Below are 20113 nucleotides of genomic sequence, written 5' to 3'. Positions count from 1 at the left end.
GGTGTCATGGGGGCCGGTGCCCTGAGCCGGGGCTGCCTGCAGGACGCGTGGGCTAAGGTTTCCGTCAGAGCCGTCCCGGTACGCTGCCGGGCATGATCGAGGTCAGTGGGTACACCAAACGCTACGGGCGGCACGAGGCCGTCAGCGACCTGAGTTTCAACGTGCAGCCCGGCGCGGTGTTCGGCCTGCTGGGCAGCAACGGGGCGGGGAAGACCACCACCATCCGCGCGCTCGTCGGCCTGACCCGCCCCACGAGCGGCACGGTGCGCGTGCAGGGGTTCGACGTCTGGAAGGACCCCATCAGGGCCAAGGCGGCGTTCGGGTACATCCCGGACCGCCCGTACCTGTACGGCAAACTGACGGCGCGGGAACTGCTGCGCTTCGTGGCCCAGCTGTACAGGGTGGCTGGGGCCGACGCCGAGATCGACCGCTGGCTGGAGTTCTTCCGCCTGACCGACTTCGGGAACGAGCTGATCGAGACGTACTCGCACGGGATGCGGCAGAAGGTCGCGATCATCGCCGCGTTGCTGCCCGACCCGCCCGTGCTGATCGTGGACGAACCCATGGTGGGCCTCGACCCGCACGCCGCGCGGCAGGTGCGTGAACTGTTCCGCGCGCACGCCGACCGGGGCCGCACGGTGCTGCTCACCACGCACTCGCTGCCACTGGCCGAGGCGGTGTGCGACCGGCTGGTCGTACTGGATCGCGGGAAGGTGCTGGGTCAGGGCACCATGGACGACCTGCGCGCCCGCACCGGCACCGAGGCCGGAGGCGTGCACGGCGACTCCCTGGAACGCATCTTCTTCCGCCTGATCGAGGAGGAACAGGCCGAGGCGCAGGCCCACGCGCAGGGCCGGGCCGGGGATCAGGCCGGAGCGGCGGAGCGCGCGTGACCACCGCTCCCACCCCGGCGCCCACTCCCGCCCCGGCGTCCGCGCGCCCACCGGCGCGGCCCAGCCTGCTGCGCGTGAAACTGCTGTCCCTGCGGCACACCCTGCAACGCGGCCCGAAATGGGGGTACGCGCTGGTCGGCACGCTCGCCGCGCTGCTGGTCGTGGGCGAGGTGATCGGCACTTGGCGGGCGCTGACCTTCCTGGGCACCTTCGGGGACATCGGCACGAACGTCTTTTCCCGCGTCCTGGAAATCGGCCTGATCACCCTCGCCAGCGGCGTCACCTTCAGCGCCACCACCGCCGCCATCAGTACCCTGTACCTCAGCGACGACCTGAACTTCCTGCTCACGCAGCCCGTCCCCACCTGGCGGGTGTTCGCCATGAAGGTCAGCGAGACCTTCCTGAACGCCGCGCTCGTCCCGGTGTTCCTGACGCTGCCGCTGCTGCTGACGATCGCCGCGTACTTTCAGGCACCCGTCTGGGCGTACCCGGTCATGCTGCTCGCCGACCTGCTGGTGTTCGCCGCGCCCGTCGGGCTGGGCGCGCTGCTGGCCGTCGCTCTGATGCGCTTCGCGCCGGTCGGCCGGGTCCGCGAGGTCAGCACCGCGCTGGGCGTGCTGATCAGCGCCGGACTGGTGTACGCCATCCGCGCCCTGCGTCCCGAGGTGCTCGTCCAGAAGCTCCAGGACCCCACCAAGGTCGAGGCGCTGCTGCGCGACTTCGCCGGGCCGTCCAGCCCGCTGCTGCCGCCCTCCTGGGCCGCGCAGGGCATCTGGCAGGCCGCGCACGGACACCTCGCCGCGCCCCTGCTGCCCCTGCTGCTGCTGACGGGCGCGCTGTTGCTGTCCGCGACCCTGCTCGCCACGAAGGCCTACCAGGAAGGCTGGGCACGCGCCCTGGACTCCAGCACCCCCCGCCTGGACCCCACCCCCCGCCGCGCCGGACGCACCGAACGCCTGCTGACCCGCCTCGGCCCCGGCGGCGCGCTGGCCGCCAAGGACCTGCGCGTCACCCTGCGCGACCCCACCCAGTGGAGCCAGCTGCTGGTCGTCGTCGCGCTGGCCGGCGTGTACCTCGTGAGCGTCAAGGCGGTGCCCATCCCGGTGCCGCAGTTCCGGGGCATCCTCGGGTACATCCAGCTGGCCTTCCAGGGGTTCATCATCGCCGGGATCGCCGTGCGCCTCGCCTTCCCCGCCGTGTCCACCGAGGCGAAGGCGTACTGGCTGCTGCGTACCGCGCCCATCGACCCGCGCCAGATCGTCCTCAGCAAGTTCCTGGGCGTGCTGCCCATCACGCTGACCGTCGGCCTCGTCATGGGTGTCGCCAGCGCCCTGAGCATGAGCCTCGGCCCCACCCTGCTGCTGCTCAGCGTACTCGTCAGCGTCAGCAACGCCTTCGTCATCACCGCGCTCGGCGTCGGGCTGGGCGCCGCCGCCCCCAAATTCGACGCGGACAACCCCGCCGAGATCGGCGTCAGCCCCGGCGGCCTCGCCTTCATGGGCCTCAGCCTCGCCTACTCCGTGCTGTGCCTGCTGCTGCTCGCCCGGCCCGCCGCCGGCAGCGTCCTGCGCCCCGACCTGTACCCCGGGTACAGCGCCCTGACCACCCCGGAAGGCGTGCTGGGATTGATCGGCCTGCTGCTCGCCACCATCCTCGGCACATACCTCAGCCTCCGCACCGGCTGGCAACGCCTCGACCGGCTGGAGTGACCGTCAGGGCCGGTGCGCGGCGCCCGCCCCGACCACCGTGTGCCAGCGGCGCACCTCCCAGGTGCCCACCAGTCCGCCCAGCACGTACGGGTCCGTGCGGGCGAACAGCTCGGCGGCGTCCGGCGCGTCGCCCTGGAACAGCAGCGCCGCGCCGTCCACCGGGTCGGCCAGCGCGCCTGCGAGCAGCAGCTCGCCCCGGTCGGCGGCGGCCTGCGCGTGCGCGAGGTGCGCTCCCCGCAGCGACTCACGCCGCGCGACGTAGTCGGGAACGAGATCGCGGTACAGCAGCAGGAAGTGCATAAGGGCAGTGTACCGGCGCCATCCGTGCGCCGCGTCTCACCCGGCCTGCGCCTCAATGAGCAGCGTCTGCGGCACCTGGGCGTGCAGGCCGTGTGCGCCGTAGATCTCGTGCAGGCCCCGCAGGGTAAAGCCGCTGGTGATCAGGTCGCCAGTCAGTGTGCTCAGGGTGCGGTGTTGCGCGCCGAGCTGTCCTCGGATGCCGCTGCCGCCGGACTGCCAGTGGCCTTCGCGCGCATACTGCTGCACGCGGTAGGCGAGGCGTTCCCCGTGAGCGTCCAGGATGAACCGTGGGGCGTCCACTTCATGGAAGGGCGTCTCGAAGCAGGGGTGTAGGACGGAGAAGCTGAAGTGTCCTCCTGTGACCAGGACGCGGCGGGCGGCGCGGTACAGGGCGCGGTGGTCGGTGATGTCCATCAGCGCGAGTTTCGAGACGATCACGTCGGCCGAGTGATCCGGCACGCTGCTCAGCGTGTGCGCGTCGTCCACGCGGTAGGTCAGGCGCGGGTCGGTGGCCCTGGCCTGCGCGTGGCGGATCAGAGGCCCTGAGAGGTCCACGCCCAGCACCCGGGCGGGATTGTGGGCGCACAGGCGGCGCGACAGGTGCCCCTCGCCGCACGCGAGGTCCAGCACCCGCGCGCCCGGCAGGTGCGGGGCCGCGACCGCCTCATGCCGCGCCAGCAGCGGCTGCCAGAAACTGTCCGGGTCGGCCAGCAGGCGGTCCACCAGGGTCACGTACCCGTCGGCGGCCTGATCGTAGGCGGGTGTCATGCCCTGACCCTACCTTCTCCCGGTTCCGCGCGGCAGCGAACCTGCGCCGGACCCGGATACCCGATGTTCTCCCCCTCTGCCTGTCCGCCAGCCTGATACCAACCTCCGGCGTCCTATACTGGCCTGCACACACAAACAGGCGACCCAGGCCCGGCCCACCCGGGAGGCCCGGCTGCGCTCGCTGCTCGCTTTGCATCAGGGAGGTCAGTCATGTCAACCCACGATCAGCAGGTCAGTGTCAGTCAGGAGCAGTCCGCGCATGCCGCCGGGGAAGAGCAGTTCGAGTACGTGGTGATCGGCGCGGGTTCCGGCGGGTGCGCCGTCGCGGCCCGGTTGCAGGAAGGCGGCGCGCAGGTCCTGCTGCTGGAGGCCGGAGTGCCGGACGAGACGCCCGAGATTCACATTCCGGCGGCCTTCCCGAAACTGTTCAAGTCGCCCCTCGACTGGAACTACGAGACCGAGGCCCAGGAGCACCTGAACGGCCGCCGCCTGTACTGGCCGCGCGGCAAGATGCTGGGCGGCAGCAGTTCCATCAACGCGATGATCTACATTCGCGGTCACCGCGCCGATTTCGACGCCTGGGCCGCCGCTGGCAACCGGGGCTGGGGGTACGACGATGTGCTGCCGTACTTCCGGCGGGGCGAGGATTTCGAGGGCGGCCAGAGCGAGTATCACGGCGCGGGCGGCCCGTTGCACGTCGAGAACCGCCGTTACACGCATGAGATCTGCGACGCGATCACCGCCGGTTTCGAGGAACTGGGCCACCCCGCCAACGACGACTTCAACGGCCCGCAGATGGAAGGCGTGGGCCGCTACCACGTCACGCAGAAGGGCGGGGCGCGGCACTCGGCGGCCGTGGCGTACCTGCGTCCCGCCCTGGCCCGCAGCGGCCCCGGCACCCTGGAAGCCCGGACGGGCGCGCACGTGACCCGCATCCTGCTGGACGGCCGGCAGGCGACGGGCGTGGAGTACCAGGACGGCGCGGGCGCGCGGCAGGTCACGGCCAGCCGGGGCGTGATTCTCGCGGCGGGCGCGATCACCAGCCCGCACCTGCTGATGCTGTCCGGCATCGGAGAGCGGGCGCAACTGGAAGCCGCCGGCATCCCGGTCCTGCACGACCTGCCCGGCGTCGGCAAGAACCTGCAAGATCACCTGTTCGTGCCGGTCGTGTACGCCACCGAGACGCCCGGCCTGAAAGACGCCACCAGCGAGGCCCAGATGAGCCTGTACATGAGCGAGCAGCGCGGCATGCTGTGCAGCAACGTCGGCGAGACGGGCGGCTTCATGAAAACCGACCCGTCACTGCCCGCCCCGGACCTGCAATTCCATAACGGCGCGGCCCTGTTCGTGGACCACGGGTTCCGGGAACTGGACGGCCATCACTACACGCTGCTCCCGTCCCTGGTCGCGCCCCGCAGCCGTGGGGAGATCCGCGTGACCAGCGCCGACCCGCAGGCCCGCCCGAGCATCGAACCCAACTACCTCTCGGACCCGCACGACCTGGACGTCCTGGTGCGCGGCGTGGAACTGGCCCGGCAGGTGGGCGCTACCGCCGCCCTGGCCCCCTACCGACTGGACGAGGTGATGCCCGGCGAGAATCTCACGCAGCGCGCCGATCTGGAGGAGTACATCCGGCAGGAAGCCATGACCATCTACCACCCGGTCGGCACCTGCCGCATGGGCCACGACGACCTGGCCGTCGTCGACGACCAGTTGCGCGTCCACGGGATCAGCCGCCTGTGGGTCGCTGACGCCAGCGTCATGCCCACCATCACGCGCGGCAACACGAACGCCCCCACCCTTATGATCGCTGAGAAGGCCGCTGACTTCATCCTGGGACAGCAGCCGCTGCCGGTCGGTGGCTCTCAGGTCGCCGCGCACGTCGCCACCGACTGACGCAGCCCACTGCGTCGTCAGGCCAGCGGGAACAGAAAGTGCGCCGCCCCATCTCCGGGCGGCGCGCGTTCCTGACGGTCAGGGTCAGTCCTTGACGAGTTCGATGTCAGTCAGTTCGCTGATGGGCAGGCCCCACTGGTTCATGGCGTCGAAGAAGGGATCGGGGTCGAGCTGTTCGACGTTCCACACGCCGGGCTGCATCCAGTTGCCGTTCAGCATCAGCATGGCGCCGATCATGGCGGGCACGCCGGTGGTGTAGCTGACGCCCTGCGCCTGCACCTCGCGGTAGCAGTCGGCGTGGTCCTTGACGTTGTACACGAAGTGCACCTTGGGCTGGCCGTCCTTGCCGATGCCCTTGGCCTGCACGCCGATGCAGGTCTGCCCACTGTACCCGGCGGCGAGGCTTTCGGGGGCGGGGAGCACGGCTTTCAGGAACTCGATCGGGGCGACTTTCATGCCGCGGAAGTCGATGGGTTCGATGGAGGTCATGCCGATGCCTTCAAGGACGTTCAGGTGCTTGATGTACGCCTCGCCGAAGGTCATCCAGAAGCGGGCGCGTTTGATGGTCGGGAAGTGCTTGACGAGGGATTCGAGTTCCTCGTGGTACAGCACGAAGCTCTTGCGGGTGGCGACCTTGGGGTAGTAGATGTCCTGGCTGATTTCCAGGGGCTGGGTTTCGACCCACTCGCCGTTCTCGTAGTAGCGGCCGTTGGCGGTGATCTCGCGGATGTTGATTTCCGGGTTGAAGTTGGTGGCGAACGCCTTGCCGTGGTTGCCGTTGTTGCAGTCCACGATGTCCAGGTAGTGGATTTCCTGGAAGTGGTGCTTGGCGTGGTGAGCGGTGAACGCCTGGGTGGCGCCGGGGTCGAAGCCGCAGCCGAGCAGCGCCATCAGGCCCTTCTCCCGGAAGCGGTCCTGGTAGGCCCACTGCCAGGAGTACTCGAACTTGGCGACGTCCTTGGGTTCGTAGTTGGCGGTGTCCAGGTAGTGCACGCCGGTTTCCAGGCAGGCGTCCATGATGGTCAGGTCCTGGTAGGGCAGGGCGACGTTGATGACCATGACGGGTCCGAAGTCGTTGATCAGCTTGACCAGTTCGGGGACGTTGTCGGCGTCGACGGTGGCGGTGGTGAACACGGCCCGGCTGTCAGGCATGTGCTCCTTGATTTCGGCGACGATCTTGTCTGCCTTGGCGACGGTGCGCGTGGCGATCAGGACTTCCGTGAAGACGCTGTCGTTCTGGGCGCATTTCTTGGCGACGACGTTGGCGACGCCGCCCGCTCCGATAATGATGACCTTGCTCATGGCGCGCATCTTACCGTGCCGGGTGCGGCCCGCTGGTCAGGGTAGGGTGTGAGGCGTGAGCAAGCGTCCCGGCCAGAACAGTCAGAAAGCCCAGAACAGTCAGAAGGTCCAGTCTGCCCAGAAGGTCCGGCCCGGTGGGGGCGTTCCGTCCGGGGCGGGTGGTGTGCGTGAGGTGACGCCGGAGATGCGGGCGCGGACACTCCGGACGTTCGTGTGGGTGATCGTGGGCTTCGCGGCGGGGATTGCGCTGATGGTGGCGGTCCTGTCGGTGCAGGGGCGCGCGCTGCGGGAGTACGCGGTGCGGGTGCAGACGGCGGTGCTGGCGACCGGGCCGTCCGTGAACGTGTCGTACGGGCAGCCGTGCGTGGACGCGCTGCCGGGGGCGTTGCCGTCCGGGGTGCTGTCGTGTGAGGTGCAGGTCAGTAGCGGGCAGGTGTCGGTGCTGATGCAGCTGGAGCGTGACCGTGAGTTCCGGCTGGCGCCGAAAGCGGCCGCCGCGCCGTGAAGCTGACGCCGTGAATCGGGCGCCGTGAGGTTGGGCTGTCAGGCAGGACGGGTCGGCGTTCACGCCGGGGTGCGATCCGGGTGAGTCTGGGCTTGACTCTTGCCTTAGTATTCCCTCACGCTATTGAGAAGCCTTCCTATTAAGGTAGGAGGGTTCAGCGTCCACCCACTCCCGGTCCCCGCAGCGGCCCCTGCCCCCCAGGCGCCCGTCCACACAGGAGAGCACCATGCCCGACCAGACCATGCCCGACCAGAAGGACACCGCATACGCGCCCACCGAGTCCGCCGACATGAAAACCACCGCCCCCCAGGCCCCCCAGGGACGCCTGACCAACCACTCCGGCAACGCCGCCCCCAGCAACACCAACAGCCTGACCGCCGGACAGCGCGGCCCCGTGCTGCTGCAGGACTGGCACCTGCTCGAACGCATGGCGCACTTCAACCGCGAACGCGTCCCCGAGCGCGTCGTGCACGCCAAGGGCAGCGGCGCCTTCGGGACTTTCCGTGTCACGCGCGCCATCCCTGAACTGACGGCCGCGAAACTCTTCCAGAAGGAAGGCACCGAGTGCCGCATGCTGGCCCGTTTCAGCACCGTCGCCGGTGAACGCGGCTTCCCCGACACCGTCCGCGACCCGCGCGGCTTCGCCCTGAAGTTCTACACCGAGGACGGCAACTGGGACATGGTGGGCAACAACACCCCCATCTTCTTCGTGCGTGACGCCATCAAATTCCAGGACTTCATCCACAGCCAGAAACGCCACCCGGTCACGGGACGACGCAGCAACGCCATGCAGTTCGACTTCTGGAGCCTGCGCCCCGAGAGCCTGCATCAGGTCATGTACCTGTTCGGCGACCGCGGCCTGCCCCGCTCCTACCGCTTCATGAACGGTTACTCCAGCCACACCTACAGCCTCTGGAACGAGCAGGGCGAACGCTTCTACGTCAAGTGGCACTTCCACAGCCAGCAGGGCGTGCAGAACCTCACCGAGGACCTCGCCGCGAAGATCGCCTCCGAGAACAGCGACTACCACTTCCAGGACCTGTTCGACGCCATCGACCAGGGCGACTACCCCAAGTGGACCGTCAGCATCCAGGTCATGCCCGAGGCGGACGCCGAGACGTACCACATCAACCCCTTCGACCTGACGAAGGTCTGGCCGCACGCCGACTACCCCCTGATGCAGGTCGGTGAGTTCGAACTGAACGAGAACCCCCAGAACTACTTCGCCGAGATCGAGCAGGCTGCGTTCGAGCCCAGCAACATGCCGCGCGGTTTCGGGGCCAGCCCCGACAAGATGCTCCAGGCCCGCCTGATGAGCTACGCCGACGCCCACCGCTACCGCATCGGCATCAACTACGCCGCGCTGCCCGTCAACAAGGCCGCCTGCCCCGTCATGACCTACCACCGCGACGGCCAGACCCGTTTCGACGGGAACTTCGGCGGTACGCCCGTGTACGAACCCAACTCGTACGGTGGCCCCGACGTGCCCGCCGACACCCTGCAGGAGCCCCCCATGCCGCTGGGCAGCATGGCCGACCGTTACGGCTGGCCCGAGGACGACGCCGACCTGTACGGCCAGCCGCGCGAGCTGTACCGCGTCATGAGCGAGGGCGAACGCGGTCGCCTTGCCATGAACTTCGCCGGAGCGCTGGCAGGCGTGCCGGACTTCATCGTGGACCGCTTCGTGGGCCACCTGGAGAAAGTCTCGGCCGAACTGTCCAGCGGCGTCCGCGACGGCATCGCAAAGAAGCGCGCCATGGCCAAACCCGAACTGACCGACCTGCTGACCGAAACGCACACCCACGCGGCCGGCGGCGACCAGAAACCCCAGATGGCCGTCAGCGCCGACGACTGATACGGACTCCGATTGAATGGCTTATAAAGCCGCTGGGTCCGAGCGGACTCGTAGAGCTGCGAAGCAGAGCGAGTAGGAGTTGAAGCGGGTTCCGGACGTGGAGTTGACAGATCGGTGGTGTTCCGATCTGTCAACGAAATAAACGGAATCCGTATGACCCGCCGCCCGGATTGACAGGCCCGCGCGGCCTTCCGATCCGGTCCTGAGCAGGCGACAGCAAGAGCAGACAGCACAGAGGTGGACCCTGGGTGAACGCCCGGAGGTCCACCTCTGTGCTGTCTGCCGTTCTGTTCTGCTGTTGCCGCGAGCCTCTTCCCGCAGCCTGCCCGGCTGATGGAGTACGTACTGCACGCCTTTTTTCCGCGCCTGCACGCGCCCGCTGCCGGGCCGGGCGGGTTTTTCTTTCTCCCAGCGCGGGTGCAGGGCCTCTGTTGTGGTCATTCTCGCTTTGCAAATCTTCAGAAAGGCTTCATACTGAATGGTGAATCAAGCGCAATTGATGCCGGATTGACCGGCCAGAAGTCCTATCGCATCACCGACCAGGGAAGTTTCACGTGCCGGGCCACGTCCGGCAAGGGGGAGAACGTGTTTCCAGCTGCATTCGATTACATCCGCGCCCACTCCGCAGAGGAGGCCCTGGCCGCGCTCGCCCAGCACGGCGCCGAGGCCCGCATCCTGGCTGGCGGGCAGAGCCTGATTCCCGCCATGCGCCTGCGCCTGGCCCGCCCGGCCGTGCTGGTCGACCTGGGCGGCGTGAAGGACCTGGGCTACCTGCACGAGGAAGGCGGCGAACTGCGCGTCGGCGCCATGACCCGCGACGTGACCCTGGAACGCGACGCGAACGTCCGCGCCCGCTACAGCCTCCTGACCGACACCGGCGCCGTCGTGGCGGACCCGGTCGTGCGCTGCCTGGGCACGGTCGTCGGCAGCCTGTGCCACAGCGACCCCAGCGGCGACTGGGGCGCGGCGGCCCTCGCTGCGCGCGCCGTGATGGTCGCCCGCAGCGCCAGCGGCGAACGCCTGATCCCCATCGACGAGTTCCTGGTGGACTCCTTCCAGACCTCGCTGGAAGAGGGCGAACTGGCCGTCGAGGTGCGCTTTCCCACCCCGGACGGCCGCACGCACGGCTCGTACCAGAAGATCGAACGCAAGGTCGGGGATTACGCCACCGCCGCCGCCGCCGTGCAGATCACGCTGGGCGAGGACGGCCGCGTCACGCACGCCGGGGTCGCCCTGACCGCCGCCGGCCCCCGCCCGGTCCGGGTGGACGCCGCCGAGAAACTGCTGCTGGGCCAGCTGCTGACCGAGGACGTCATCCGCGCCGCCAGCGAGGAAGCCCGCGCCGCCAGTGACCCCTTCGCGGACACGCGCGGCAGCGTGGAGTACAAGAAAGACATGGCCCGCGTGCTCGTCGCGCGCGGCCTTCGCGCCAGCGCCGCCCGCCTGGGCACGGGAGTGACCGCATGACCGCCACCGAAACCACCGACACCACCCTGCGCACCGTCACCCTGAACGTGAACGGGCAGACCATCCGCCAGGAAGTCGAATCCCGCACCCTCCTCGCCTACGCCCTGCGTGACGCCGGCCTGAAAGGCACGCACGTCGGCTGCGACACCTCCTCGTGCGGCTGCTGCGTCGTGCTGCTCGACGGTGACACGCCCGCCAAGTCCTGCACCATGTTCGCCGTGCAGGCCGAAGGCCACCAGATCACCACTGTCGAGGGCCTCGGCAGCCCTGGCGACCTGCACCCCCTGCAACAGGCCTTCTGGGACCAGCACGGCCTGCAGTGCGGGTACTGCACGCCCGGCATGCTCATGACCGCCAAGGCCATGCTGGAACACAACCCGGACCCCACCGACCAGGAAGTCCGCGAGTTCCTGAGCGGCAACCTGTGCCGCTGCACCGGCTACAACAACATCGTCAAGGCCGTGCAGCAGGCCGCGCGCGTCATGCGTGACGAGGCGCAGGCGCAGGCCCTGGCCGGCATGGTTCCCAGCACCGCCGAAGGAGGAGCGCAGTGAGCATCGAAACCGACGCCACCAACAACGCAGGCCCGCAGACCCTGACCATGGGCAAGGGCATGAAACGCAAGGAAGACCCCCGCTTCCTGACCGGGAACGGCAACTACGTGGACGACATGCGCCTGCCCGGCATGCTGTACATGGCCATCGTGCACAGCCCCTACCCGCACGCGAACATCAAGAGCATCGACAAGGAGGCCGCGCTGGCCGTGCCGGGCGTGAAGGCCGTCATCACCGGCGAGGACCTCGTGGCCGCGTCGCTGGCGTGGCTGCCCACCTTCCACGGCTTCGACAAGCAGATGGTCCTGGCCGTCGGCAAGGTCCTGTTCCAGCATCAGGAGGTCGCGGCCGTGTTCGCCGAGACCCGCGAGGCCGCCCGCGACGCCGCCGAACTGGTGGACGTGGACTACGAACCCCTGGACCCGGTCATCAGTCCCTTCGACTCCATGAAGGACGAGGTCATCCTGCGCGACGACCGCGAGGACAGGACCAACCACATCTACCACTGGGACAGCGGCGACCGGGACGGCACGCAGGCCGCGCTGGACGACTCCGAGGTCGTGGTCACCGAGCGCATCTACGCGCCCCGCTGCCACCCCGCCCCGCTGGAACCCTGCGGCTGCGTCGCGCAGTTCGACGCCATGGGCCGCCTGCACTTCTGGGTGACCAGTCAGGCGCCGCACGTGTACCGCACCGCCATCTCGCTCGTGACCGGCATTCCCGAGGACAAGATCCGCGTGATCTCCCCGGACATCGGCGGGGGTTTTGGCAACAAGGTCCCGGTGTACCCCGGCTACGTGTGCGCCATCGTGGGCGCCCTGATCCTCAAGACGCCCGTCAAGTGGATCGAGACCCGCACCGAGAACCTCACCACCACCGGCTTCGCCCGCGACTACCACATGGACGTCACCATCGGCGCGAAGAAGGACGGCACCGTCACCGCCCTGAAAGTCAAGACGGTCGCCGACCACGGCGCGTTCGACGCGGCCGCCGACCCCAGCAAGTACCCGGCCGGGATGTTCGGCGTCGTGACCGGCAGTTACCAGTTCCCGGTCGCGTTCGCGGAACTCGACGCGTACTTCACGAACAAGGCGCCGGGCGGCGTCGCGTACCGCTGCTCGTTCCGCGTGACTGAGGCCAGTTACGCCATCGAGCGCGGCATGGACATCCTGGCGCAGAAACTCACCATGGACCCCGCCGAACTGCGCCGCAAGAACTTCGTGCGCAAGGACCAGTTCCCGTACGACAGCGCCCTGGGCTTCACGTACGACAGCGGCGACTACGAAGGCACCATGGACAAGGCCCTGAACCAGATCGGGTACGCCGAACTCAGGCGCGAGCAGGCCGAGAAACGCGCCCGTGGCGAGTACATGGGCATCGGCATCAGCACCTTCACCGAGGTCGTCGGCGCCGGCCCCAGCAAGCACTTCGACATCCTGGGCATCAAGATGTTCGACTCCGCCGAGATCCGCATCCACCCCACCGGGACCGGCATCATCCGCACCGGCACGAAAAGCCAGGGCCAGGGTCACGAAACCACCTGGGCGCAGATCGTCGCCGAGGAACTCGGCCTGGACCCCCAGAACCTGCTGGTCGAGGAGGGCGACACCGACACCGCCCCCTACGGCCTGGGCACCTACGCCAGCCGCAGCACCCCGGTCGCCGGAGCCGCGCTGGCCCTCGCCGCCCGCCGCGTGCGCGAGAAGGCCAGGAAAGTCGCCGCGCACCTGCTCGAAGCTGCCCCCGAGGACATCGAATGGGTCGAGCATCGATTCCAGGTGATGGGCGTCCCCAGCCGCAGCGTCACCATGAAAGAAGTCGCGTTCGCCGCGTACACCAACCCCGGCGAGGGCAACGAACCCGGCCTGGAAGCCAGCCTGTACTACGACCCGCCCAACATGACCTTCCCGCACGGCGCGTACATCGCCGTCGTGGACGTCGACGCCGAGACCGGCGAGGTCAAGGTCCGCCGCTTCCTCGCCATCGACGACTGCGGCACCGTCATCAACCCCATGATCGTCGAGGGACAGGTGCACGGCGGCCTCACCGAAGGTTTTGCCATCGCCTTCATGCAGGAAATCCCCTACGACGAACAGGGCAACAACATGGCCCCGAACTTCATGGAGTACCTGATCCCCACCAGCGTCGAGGCGCCCGTCTGGGAGACCGGCAGCACCGTCACCCCCAGCCCCCACCACCCCATCGGCGCCAAGGGCGTCGGCGAGAGCCCCAACGTCGGCAGTCCCGCCGCGTTCGTGAACGCCGTCATGGACGCCCTCGCGCCCCTGGGTGTCACGCACATCGACATGCCCCTGACCCGCGAGAAAGTCTGGCGCGCCATCCGCAACGCAGAAGCCGCCGCCGCAAGCGACTGACCAACTGCCCCCCTGACCCCTCCGCTTCGCGGCTCTGCGAGTCCGGCCCTGCGGGCCACCTCCCCTTAAAGGGGAGGCTGAAACTGAAGTGGCTCCCCTTTAAGGGGAGCTGTCACCGCAGGTGACTGAGGGGTTGCAGGTGACCGAGGGGTTGCAGGTGACCCAGGAGTTGCCCCCGACATCAACCTTCTTCCCCCGCCCCTGACCGGGCGGGTGTATCCATTGGAGACCGTATGACGAGGATTCCGTCTGTTTCGTCACCAACCCGGAAGGGCGCCGGGTTGCCAACTCCACGCCCGGAACCCTCTTTGCTCCCACTCGCTCCGCTCGGATTGAACGGGCTTTGCAGCCCATTCAATCGGAGACCGTATGACCCCTGATCCCCAGCGTCCCACCGGGGACACCGAATTCATTCCGGACCTGCCCGAGCGGCTGGCGCAGTTGGCGCGTGAGGGTGCGTCGGCGGTCGTGGCGACGGTGGTGTCGCGCCGCGCGCCGGTGTCGGCGCAGGTGGGTGACAAGGCCCTGATTCACGCGGACGGCCGCATGGAGGGCTTCGTGGGGGGCGCGTGCTCCCGCGAGATCGTGCGGCGGCAGGCGCTGCTGGCGTTGCAGGGTGGGCAGGCGCGGCTGGTGCGGATCGTGCCGGGCGCCGCGCCGGACGCCGAGCACGCCTTCGCCGAGCGGGTCACGGTGCCCATGAACTGCGCGTCGGAAGGGGAGAGCGAGGTGTTCCTCGAACCGCTGCTGCCGCCCAGGTTGCTGGTCGTGGTGGGCCGCACGCCGGTCGCGCGGGCCATCGCCGCGCACGCTGGCCTGATGGGCGACCGCGTGTGGCGCGTGCTGGACGACGACGAGGTGCCGGGCGAACCGGACGCCGTGCCGCTGGGTACCCTGACGGCCCGCCTGTCGGCCCTGCCCGCCGCTCAGCGCGCGCGGGTGCGAAGCGTGGTGGCGTCGCAGGGGCACTACGACGAAACCGCCATCGAGGCGTTGCTGCGCGCCCAGCCGAACCCGGTGGGCCTGCTGGCCAGCCCGAAACGCGCCGCGAACGTCCGCGAGACGCTGGCCATGCTGAGCGGTTTCGGGGACGCGGACCTGGGCCGCATCCGCGCGCCCGTAGGCCTGAACGTGGGCGCCCGCACCCCGCACGAGGTGGCGCTGAGCGTCCTGGCAGAACTGGTGCAACTGGACCGGCAGGCCTCTGTGCCGCCCACCGCTGTTCCGGCACCGGCCGCGCCCGTTCCGACCCCCGGCGAACCGTCCCCCGTGCCGCCCACGCTGCTGGCGCAGGTGATGGACCTGCCGGCCCTGACCGTCCTGAACGCCGAACCCGCCGCCCCGGCAGAGGCGGGCAGCGCCGTGGACCCCGTGTGCGGCATGACCGTCACCCTCCCGGCCCGGCACACCGCCGAGCTGGACGGGCAGACGTACGCCTTCTGCTGCCCGCACTGCAAGGCCCGCTTCCTGAAAGACCCCGCGCGGTACCTGACGACCTGATACGGATTCCGTTTATTTCGTTGACAGATCGGAACACCACCGATCTGTCAACTCCACGTCCGGAATCCGTTTCTCTCCTACTCGCATCCGCTCGGATTGAATGGCTTATAAAGCCGTTCAATCGGAGTCCGTATGAGCGGGGCGTTCAGCGGCGGTTCGTCTTGCCGAACAGGCCGTCCACGGGTGCCGGGACCACCTGCCCGATCACGTCCAGGATCTCCGCGAGGGTCAGTGTGAACACGCCCGCCTCGCCCCGGTCGGCGGCCTCGCGCCACTGGCGGTAGCCACCCTCGTCGGTCGGGAGGGGAGCGCCGGTCTGGATCAGTTCCAGCACGCTGGTGCGCAGGGCTTCTGCGGTGACCGGGGCGTGGCCCAGGTGCGGCTGCACGCCGCCCCGCAGGTGCGGGTTCCCCAGCCGCAGCCCGTCCAGAGCGATGTGCAGCACCGTGCCGGTCGGTTCGTCGTCGCGTCGCAGGATCAGCACGGTGCTGGTGTCCTCGCCGGGGCGGGTGCGGTACGTCCAGCGCTGACCGGCCTGAAAGTCGATCTGAACATCGGAAGTCGTCATGGGACGCAGCGTACCGGGCGGCGCCGGGGTGTTCCCTCACCCGAATGGCGCAGTGGTCGGTACGTGCTCTGGCCTGAACGCCGTTCAGATCTGGCAGCGCCGCGCGGGCCGGGCGTCCATAATCACGGGCGATGAACATTCTGGTGACGGGCGCGACCGGCTTCCTGGGCGGGGTGACGGCCCGTGAACTCGCGCGGGCCGGGCACACCGTGACGGGTCTGGGCCGGGACGTACACAGGGGCGCGGCGCTGGAGGCGGACGGCGTGCGTTTCGTGGCGGCCGACCTGCGCGGCGCGGACTGGGACGCCCTGCTGGACGGGGTGGAGGGGGTGGTGCACGCGGCGGCCCGCTCGACACTGTGGGGGCACGCGGCGGACTTCCACGCGGACAACGTGGACCCCAGCGCCGCGCTGGCCCGGGCGTGCGCGCGGCGGGGCGTGCGGCTGGTGCATGTCAGCACGCCCAGCGTGTACAACGCCACCGGAGTGACCGATCAGGTGCGCGAGGACACCCCGGTCGGCCCGCGCTTCGACAGCCTGTACGCCCGCAGCAAGTGGCAGGCGGAGCAGGAGGTGCGCGCCGCGCTGCCCGACGCGACCATCCTGCGCCCGCGCGGCATCTACGGGGTGGGGGACACCAGCATCGTGCCCCGGCTGGCTGCCGCCCTGCGTGCCGGTCGCCTGCCGCGCCTGACGGCTCATACGGATTCCGTCTGTTTCGTTGACAGATCGGAAGACCACCGATCTGTCAACTCCACGCCCGGAACCCGTTTTTCTCCTGCTCGCTCCGCTCGGGTTGAACGTTTTTGCAAACCTTTCAACCGGAGTCCGTATCAGGAGGTCTGGACGGACCTGACCGACGTGCGCAACGTCGCCCACGCGATCACGCTGGCCCTGACCCGCCCCGCGTCCGGCGTGTTCAACATCACCGACGGGCAGGCCATCCCGCTGTGGGCGACGCTGGACCGGCTGGCCGACACGCTGGGTGTCCCCAGACCGACCCGCCGGGTGCCCGCGCGACTGCTGGAGGGGGTGGCGGCGGCGCTGGAACTCGGCGCGCGCCTGCACCCCGACCGGCCTGAGCCGCCCCTGACGGCCAGCGGCGTGCGCCTCCTGACGCGGCCCATGACGCTGGACCTGACCCGCGCCCGCGAGCGGCTGGGCTACGCGCCGGTCGTCACGCCCGAGCAGGGGTTCGCGGACGTGTTCGCCGGGCTGCGCGGAGGGGCCGCATGACCGTCCGGGTCGTCCCGATGCGGGCCGGGTCGTGCCTGAACCTCGCGGCGATCACCGAACGCGGCGCGCCGTGGCGGGTGCAGGCGTACCCGGCGGGCTTCACGCTGATCCTGCACCCCACGCGCGGCCCCGTGCTGTTCGACACCGGTTACGGCGCGGACGTCGTGACCGCCATGCGCCGCTGGCCGGGCCTGATCTACGGCCTGATCACGCCCGTGCAGTTCGGCCCACACGATTCCGCCCGCGAGCAACTGCGCGTCCTGGGCTTCCCCCCGGAGGAGGTCCGGCACGTGATCGTTTCGCACCTGCACGCCGATCACGTGGGGGGCCTGCGAGACTTCCCGCACGCGACCTTCCACCTCGACCGCCGCGCCTGGGAGCCCCTGCGGGCCCTGCGCGGAGTGCGGGCGGTGCGTCGTGCGTTCATGCCGGAACTCCTCCCGGACGACTTCGAGGACCGCTGCGCGTGGCTGGACTTCACGGACGCCGGGGACGCCCTGCACCCCTTCCCGGAGGTCGCGGACGTGTTCGGGGACGGCCTGCTGCGCGCCGTGCCGCTGCCCGGTCACGCGCCGGGCATGGTGGGCCTCCTGGCACAGGAGGAGGCGGGCCTGACCGTCCTGGCTGCCGACGCCGCCTGGAGCGTCCGCGCGGGCCGCGAGGAACGCCCGGTGCACCCGCTGGCCCGCGTGGCGTTCCACGACCCCGCGCAGGAGGCCACCAGCGGCGCGGCCCTGCGCGCCTTCCTGCACGCGAATCCCGCCGCGAGGCTGCACGTCAGCCACGACGAGCCCGAGGGCTGGACCGCCCCGTGAGTGCTGTCCTGACCCTGCTGGGCGCGCTGGACGACGCCCGCCTGACCTTCCGCACCCGCGCGGCGCTGGACCGGCATCAGGACCACCTCGCGCACGATCACCTGCGCTGGGTGGCGGCGCACAGCCCCGCCGTCGCCGCCCGCTTCCGCGCCGCCGGGCTCCCCCTGAGCCGCTGGCGCGAGCTGCCGCCCACCGACAAGGCCGCCATGCTCGCCACGTTCGACACGCTGAACACCGTGGGCGTCACGCTGGAGGGCGCGCTGGCGGTTGGGCGGCAGGCGGAACGCACCCGCGACTTCACGCCTACCCTCGCCACGCCCGCCGGACCCGTCACCGTCGGTCTGTCCACCGGCACCAGCGGCACGCAGGGCGTCTTCCTCGTCAGCCGCGCCGAGCAGGCCCGCTGGGCCGGAACCGTCCTGCGCCACCTGCTGCCCGGCGGCCTATGGGGCCTCCTGCGCCCGCAGCGGGTCGCGTTCTTCCTGCGGGCCGACAGCCCCCTGTACCGCAGCGTCCGCCGCCGCCAGCTGGAGTTCCGTTTCTTCGACCTGCTGCGCCCCCTCCCCGAACTGGCCGCCGAGGCCCAAGCCTACGCGCCCACCCTGATCGTCGGGCCGCCCGGCGTGCTGCGCGCCCTGCACCGCACCGGCGTTCAGCTGCGTGCCCGCGTGATCGGCGTCGCGGAAGTCCTCGACCCCGACGACGAGGCCGCCCTGCGCGGCTGGGGTGACGTCGTGCAGGTCTATCAGGCCACCGAGGGCCTGCTGGCCCTGCCGTGCCCGCACGGGTCGCTGCACCTGAACGAGGCGCACGTCCACTTCGACCTCGAACCCCTCGGGGACGGGCTGCACCGCCCCGTCATCACCGACCTGCGCCGCCGTGCGCAACCGTTCATCCGCCACCGCCTCGACGACGCCCTGCGCCTCCACCCCGACCCGTGCCCCTGCGGACAGGCCGCGCGCCGCGTGCACAGCATCGCGGGCCGCCAGGACGACGCCTTGCACCTGCCCGGCGCGGCAGGGGAGAGCGTGACCGTCTGGCCGGACTTCCTGCGCGGCGCCCTCGCCGCCGTGCCGGACCTGCGCGAGTACCGCGCCGAGCAGACTGGCCCCCACCACATCACGCTGCACCTCGACCCGCACACCCCGGACACCCAGACCCACGCCCGGAACGCCGTCCGGGACGCCCTGCACCGCAGCCATGCCGACCCTGATCAGCTGATCCTCGACACCCGCCCCCTCGACCCCACCCCGCCCGGCACGAAACGCCGCCGCGTCACCCGAACCTGGAGGCCCACGTGAACCCATCCGACACCGTCCTCGGCGTGCGCCTCCTCGCCACCGCGCAGGCCCTGCCCGAACGCCGCGTCCCCACCGCCGAGGTCGCCCGGCTGTGCGGCGTGCCCGAAGCCATCGCCCTGAAACGCAGCGGCGTCCACGAACGACGCTGGCTGTCCGGCCAGGAAACCGCCCTGACCCTCGGCACGCAGGCCGCCCACGAAGCCCTCCACCGCGCGGGCCTGAACGTCAACGACGTGGACGTCCTCCTGAACGCCAGCGGCAGCCAGCTGCAACCCATCCCCGACGGCGCCGCCCTCTACGCCCGCGAACTCGGCCTGAGCGGCGCCGCCACGTACTCCCTGCACGGCACCTGCCTCAGCTTCCTGCTGGCCCTCCAGCACGCCGCGCTGCTCATCCACACCGCTCGGGCGCGGCACGTCCTGATCATCAGCAGCGAGGGCGGCAGCGTCGGCCTGAACCCCGCCCAGCCCGAGAGCACCCTCCTGATCGGCGACGGCGCCGCCGCCGTCCTCCTCGGCCCCCCCACCCGCCCCAGCCAGGGCCTGCACGCCACGCGCACCGAGACGCACCCCGCCGGAGCCGACCACACCCGCATCCGCGGCGGCGGCACCCTCCGCCACCCCAACCACCCCGGCGCCACCCCCACCGACTTCACCTTCGACATGCAGGGCCTCCAGGTCCTCAAACTCGCCAGCCGCGTCGTCCCGCCCTTCCTCGAACGCCTCCGCCCCGGCCTCAGCAGCGGCCTACCCGGCATCACGCGCGTCATCCCGCACCAGGCCAGCCAGGCGGGCCTCGACCTGCTGCGCCGCTACAACTGGCCCGAGGAACAGGTCGAAGTGACACTGCGCACCCTGGGCAACGTCATCGCCGCCAGCCTCCCCCTCACGCTGCATCAGGCCGTGGAAGCCGGGCGACTGAAGGAGGGGGACACGGCGCTGCTCGTCGGGACGGGCGCGGGGCTGATTGCGGGGGGGGTGATCTGGGAGTTGTAACGGTTGCTGGTCTGCGCCTTGCGGCGTGCTTCCCCACCCCCCAGCCCCCTACCCCAGAGGGGCAGGGGGAGCAGT

The 20113-nt window shown here is 70.0% G+C and carries 17 protein-coding genes; 13 read left to right on the top strand and 4 right to left on the bottom strand.

Annotation, left to right across the window (positions count from 1 at the left end):
• Nucleotides 1-92: 92 nt before the first annotated feature.
• Both IEY70_RS07875 and IEY70_RS07870 read left to right on the top strand, forming a co-directional pair.
• A complete protein-coding gene (locus IEY70_RS07875; protein WP_189064461.1) occupies nucleotides 93-893 on the top strand; it encodes an ABC transporter ATP-binding protein in 801 nt (266 codons plus the stop codon).
• Entirely contained in the window at nucleotides 890-2602 is a 1713-nt protein-coding gene (locus IEY70_RS07870) for a putative ABC transporter permease subunit (protein WP_229777752.1), read from the top strand. The genes IEY70_RS07875 and IEY70_RS07870 overlap by 4 nt, the downstream gene beginning before the upstream one ends.
• 3 nt (nucleotides 2603-2605) lie before the next feature.
• Here the strand turns inward: IEY70_RS07870 and IEY70_RS07865 are convergent, their stop codons facing one another.
• Both IEY70_RS07865 and IEY70_RS07860 read right to left on the bottom strand, forming a co-directional pair.
• Nucleotides 2606-2902 (bottom strand): YciI-like protein, encoded by a 297-nt coding sequence (locus tag IEY70_RS07865; RefSeq protein ID WP_189064460.1) that lies wholly within the window; start codon nucleotides 2900-2902, stop codon nucleotides 2606-2608.
• A 36-nt stretch (nucleotides 2903-2938) separates the two neighbouring features.
• Nucleotides 2939-3670: a class I SAM-dependent methyltransferase gene (locus tag IEY70_RS07860; protein ID WP_189064459.1), complete on the bottom strand. Its 732-nt coding sequence runs from the start codon at nucleotides 3668-3670 to the stop codon at nucleotides 2939-2941.
• Nucleotides 3671-3880: 210 nt separating this feature from the next.
• Here IEY70_RS07860 and IEY70_RS07855 point away from each other — a divergent pair, with 210 nt between their 5' ends.
• Nucleotides 3881-5566: a GMC family oxidoreductase gene (locus IEY70_RS07855; protein ID WP_189064458.1), complete on the top strand. Its 1686-nt coding sequence runs from the start codon at nucleotides 3881-3883 to the stop codon at nucleotides 5564-5566.
• Nucleotides 5567-5650: 84 nt separating this feature from the next.
• Here IEY70_RS07855 and IEY70_RS07850 read toward each other — a convergent pair whose 3' ends face one another.
• Nucleotides 5651-6868 carry a saccharopine dehydrogenase family protein gene (locus IEY70_RS07850; RefSeq protein WP_189064457.1) on the bottom strand — a complete coding sequence of 406 codons (1218 nt, stop codon included), beginning with the start codon at nucleotides 6866-6868 and terminating at the stop codon, nucleotides 5651-5653.
• Between the two features lie 55 nt (nucleotides 6869-6923).
• Between IEY70_RS07850 and IEY70_RS07845 the strand changes: the two genes are divergently transcribed.
• From IEY70_RS07845 to IEY70_RS07820, 6 genes are all read left to right on the top strand, one after another.
• The gene (locus tag IEY70_RS07845; protein WP_189064456.1) at nucleotides 6924-7373 is read left to right on the top strand and encodes a hypothetical protein; all 450 of its coding nucleotides are present in this window, start codon (nucleotides 6924-6926) and stop codon (nucleotides 7371-7373) included.
• 226 nt (nucleotides 7374-7599) lie between these two features.
• Nucleotides 7600-9228: a catalase gene (locus tag IEY70_RS07840; protein ID WP_229777751.1), complete on the top strand. Its 1629-nt coding sequence runs from the start codon at nucleotides 7600-7602 to the stop codon at nucleotides 9226-9228.
• Between the two features lie 585 nt (nucleotides 9229-9813).
• Complete coding sequence (locus tag IEY70_RS07835) at nucleotides 9814-10695, top strand: FAD binding domain-containing protein (protein WP_229777750.1); 882 nt, start codon at nucleotides 9814-9816, stop codon at nucleotides 10693-10695.
• Nucleotides 10692-11249: a (2Fe-2S)-binding protein gene (locus tag IEY70_RS07830; protein ID WP_189064454.1), complete on the top strand. Its 558-nt coding sequence runs from the start codon at nucleotides 10692-10694 to the stop codon at nucleotides 11247-11249. The genes IEY70_RS07835 and IEY70_RS07830 overlap by 4 nt, the downstream gene beginning before the upstream one ends.
• Entirely contained in the window at nucleotides 11246-13624 is a 2379-nt protein-coding gene (locus IEY70_RS07825) for an aerobic carbon-monoxide dehydrogenase large subunit (protein ID WP_229777749.1), read from the top strand. Before IEY70_RS07830 ends, IEY70_RS07825 begins: the two co-directional genes overlap by 4 nt.
• Nucleotides 13625-13993: 369 nt before the next feature.
• Nucleotides 13994-15124: an XdhC family protein gene (locus IEY70_RS07820; RefSeq protein WP_189064453.1), complete on the top strand. Its 1131-nt coding sequence runs from the start codon at nucleotides 13994-13996 to the stop codon at nucleotides 15122-15124.
• Between the two features lie 145 nt (nucleotides 15125-15269).
• Here the strand turns inward: IEY70_RS07820 and IEY70_RS07815 are convergent, their stop codons facing one another.
• Nucleotides 15270-15692 (bottom strand): hypothetical protein, encoded by a 423-nt coding sequence (locus IEY70_RS07815; RefSeq protein ID WP_189064452.1) that lies wholly within the window; start codon nucleotides 15690-15692, stop codon nucleotides 15270-15272.
• A gap of 131 nt (nucleotides 15693-15823) precedes the next feature.
• Here IEY70_RS07815 and IEY70_RS07810 point away from each other — a divergent pair, with 131 nt between their 5' ends.
• Genes IEY70_RS07810 through IEY70_RS07795 form a run of 4 tightly spaced genes read left to right on the top strand, consistent with a single transcriptional unit; the run spans nucleotide 15824 to nucleotide 20038 of the window.
• Nucleotides 15824-16927, top strand: a complete 1104-nt coding sequence (locus tag IEY70_RS07810; protein WP_189064451.1) for an NAD-dependent epimerase/dehydratase family protein — start codon at nucleotides 15824-15826, stop codon at nucleotides 16925-16927.
• Nucleotides 16924-17742, top strand: a complete 819-nt coding sequence (locus tag IEY70_RS07805) for an MBL fold metallo-hydrolase (protein WP_189064450.1) — start codon at nucleotides 16924-16926, stop codon at nucleotides 17740-17742. Before IEY70_RS07810 ends, IEY70_RS07805 begins: the two co-directional genes overlap by 4 nt.
• Nucleotides 17739-19043, top strand: a complete 1305-nt coding sequence (locus IEY70_RS07800) for a F390 synthetase-related protein (RefSeq protein ID WP_189064449.1) — start codon at nucleotides 17739-17741, stop codon at nucleotides 19041-19043. The genes IEY70_RS07805 and IEY70_RS07800 overlap by 4 nt, the downstream gene beginning before the upstream one ends.
• Nucleotides 19040-20038 carry a 3-oxoacyl-ACP synthase III family protein gene (locus tag IEY70_RS07795; RefSeq protein WP_189064448.1) on the top strand — a complete coding sequence of 333 codons (999 nt, stop codon included), beginning with the start codon at nucleotides 19040-19042 and terminating at the stop codon, nucleotides 20036-20038. The genes IEY70_RS07800 and IEY70_RS07795 overlap by 4 nt, the downstream gene beginning before the upstream one ends.
• Nucleotides 20039-20113 lie beyond the last annotated feature (75 nt).

It is taken from the genome of Deinococcus seoulensis (assembly GCF_014648115.1).
GTDB classification, from domain to species: Bacteria; Deinococcota; Deinococci; order Deinococcales; family Deinococcaceae; genus Deinococcus; species Deinococcus seoulensis.
The sequence above is the reverse complement of the archived record's forward strand: the minus strand, read 5'-3'. Positions and strand labels throughout refer to the sequence as shown.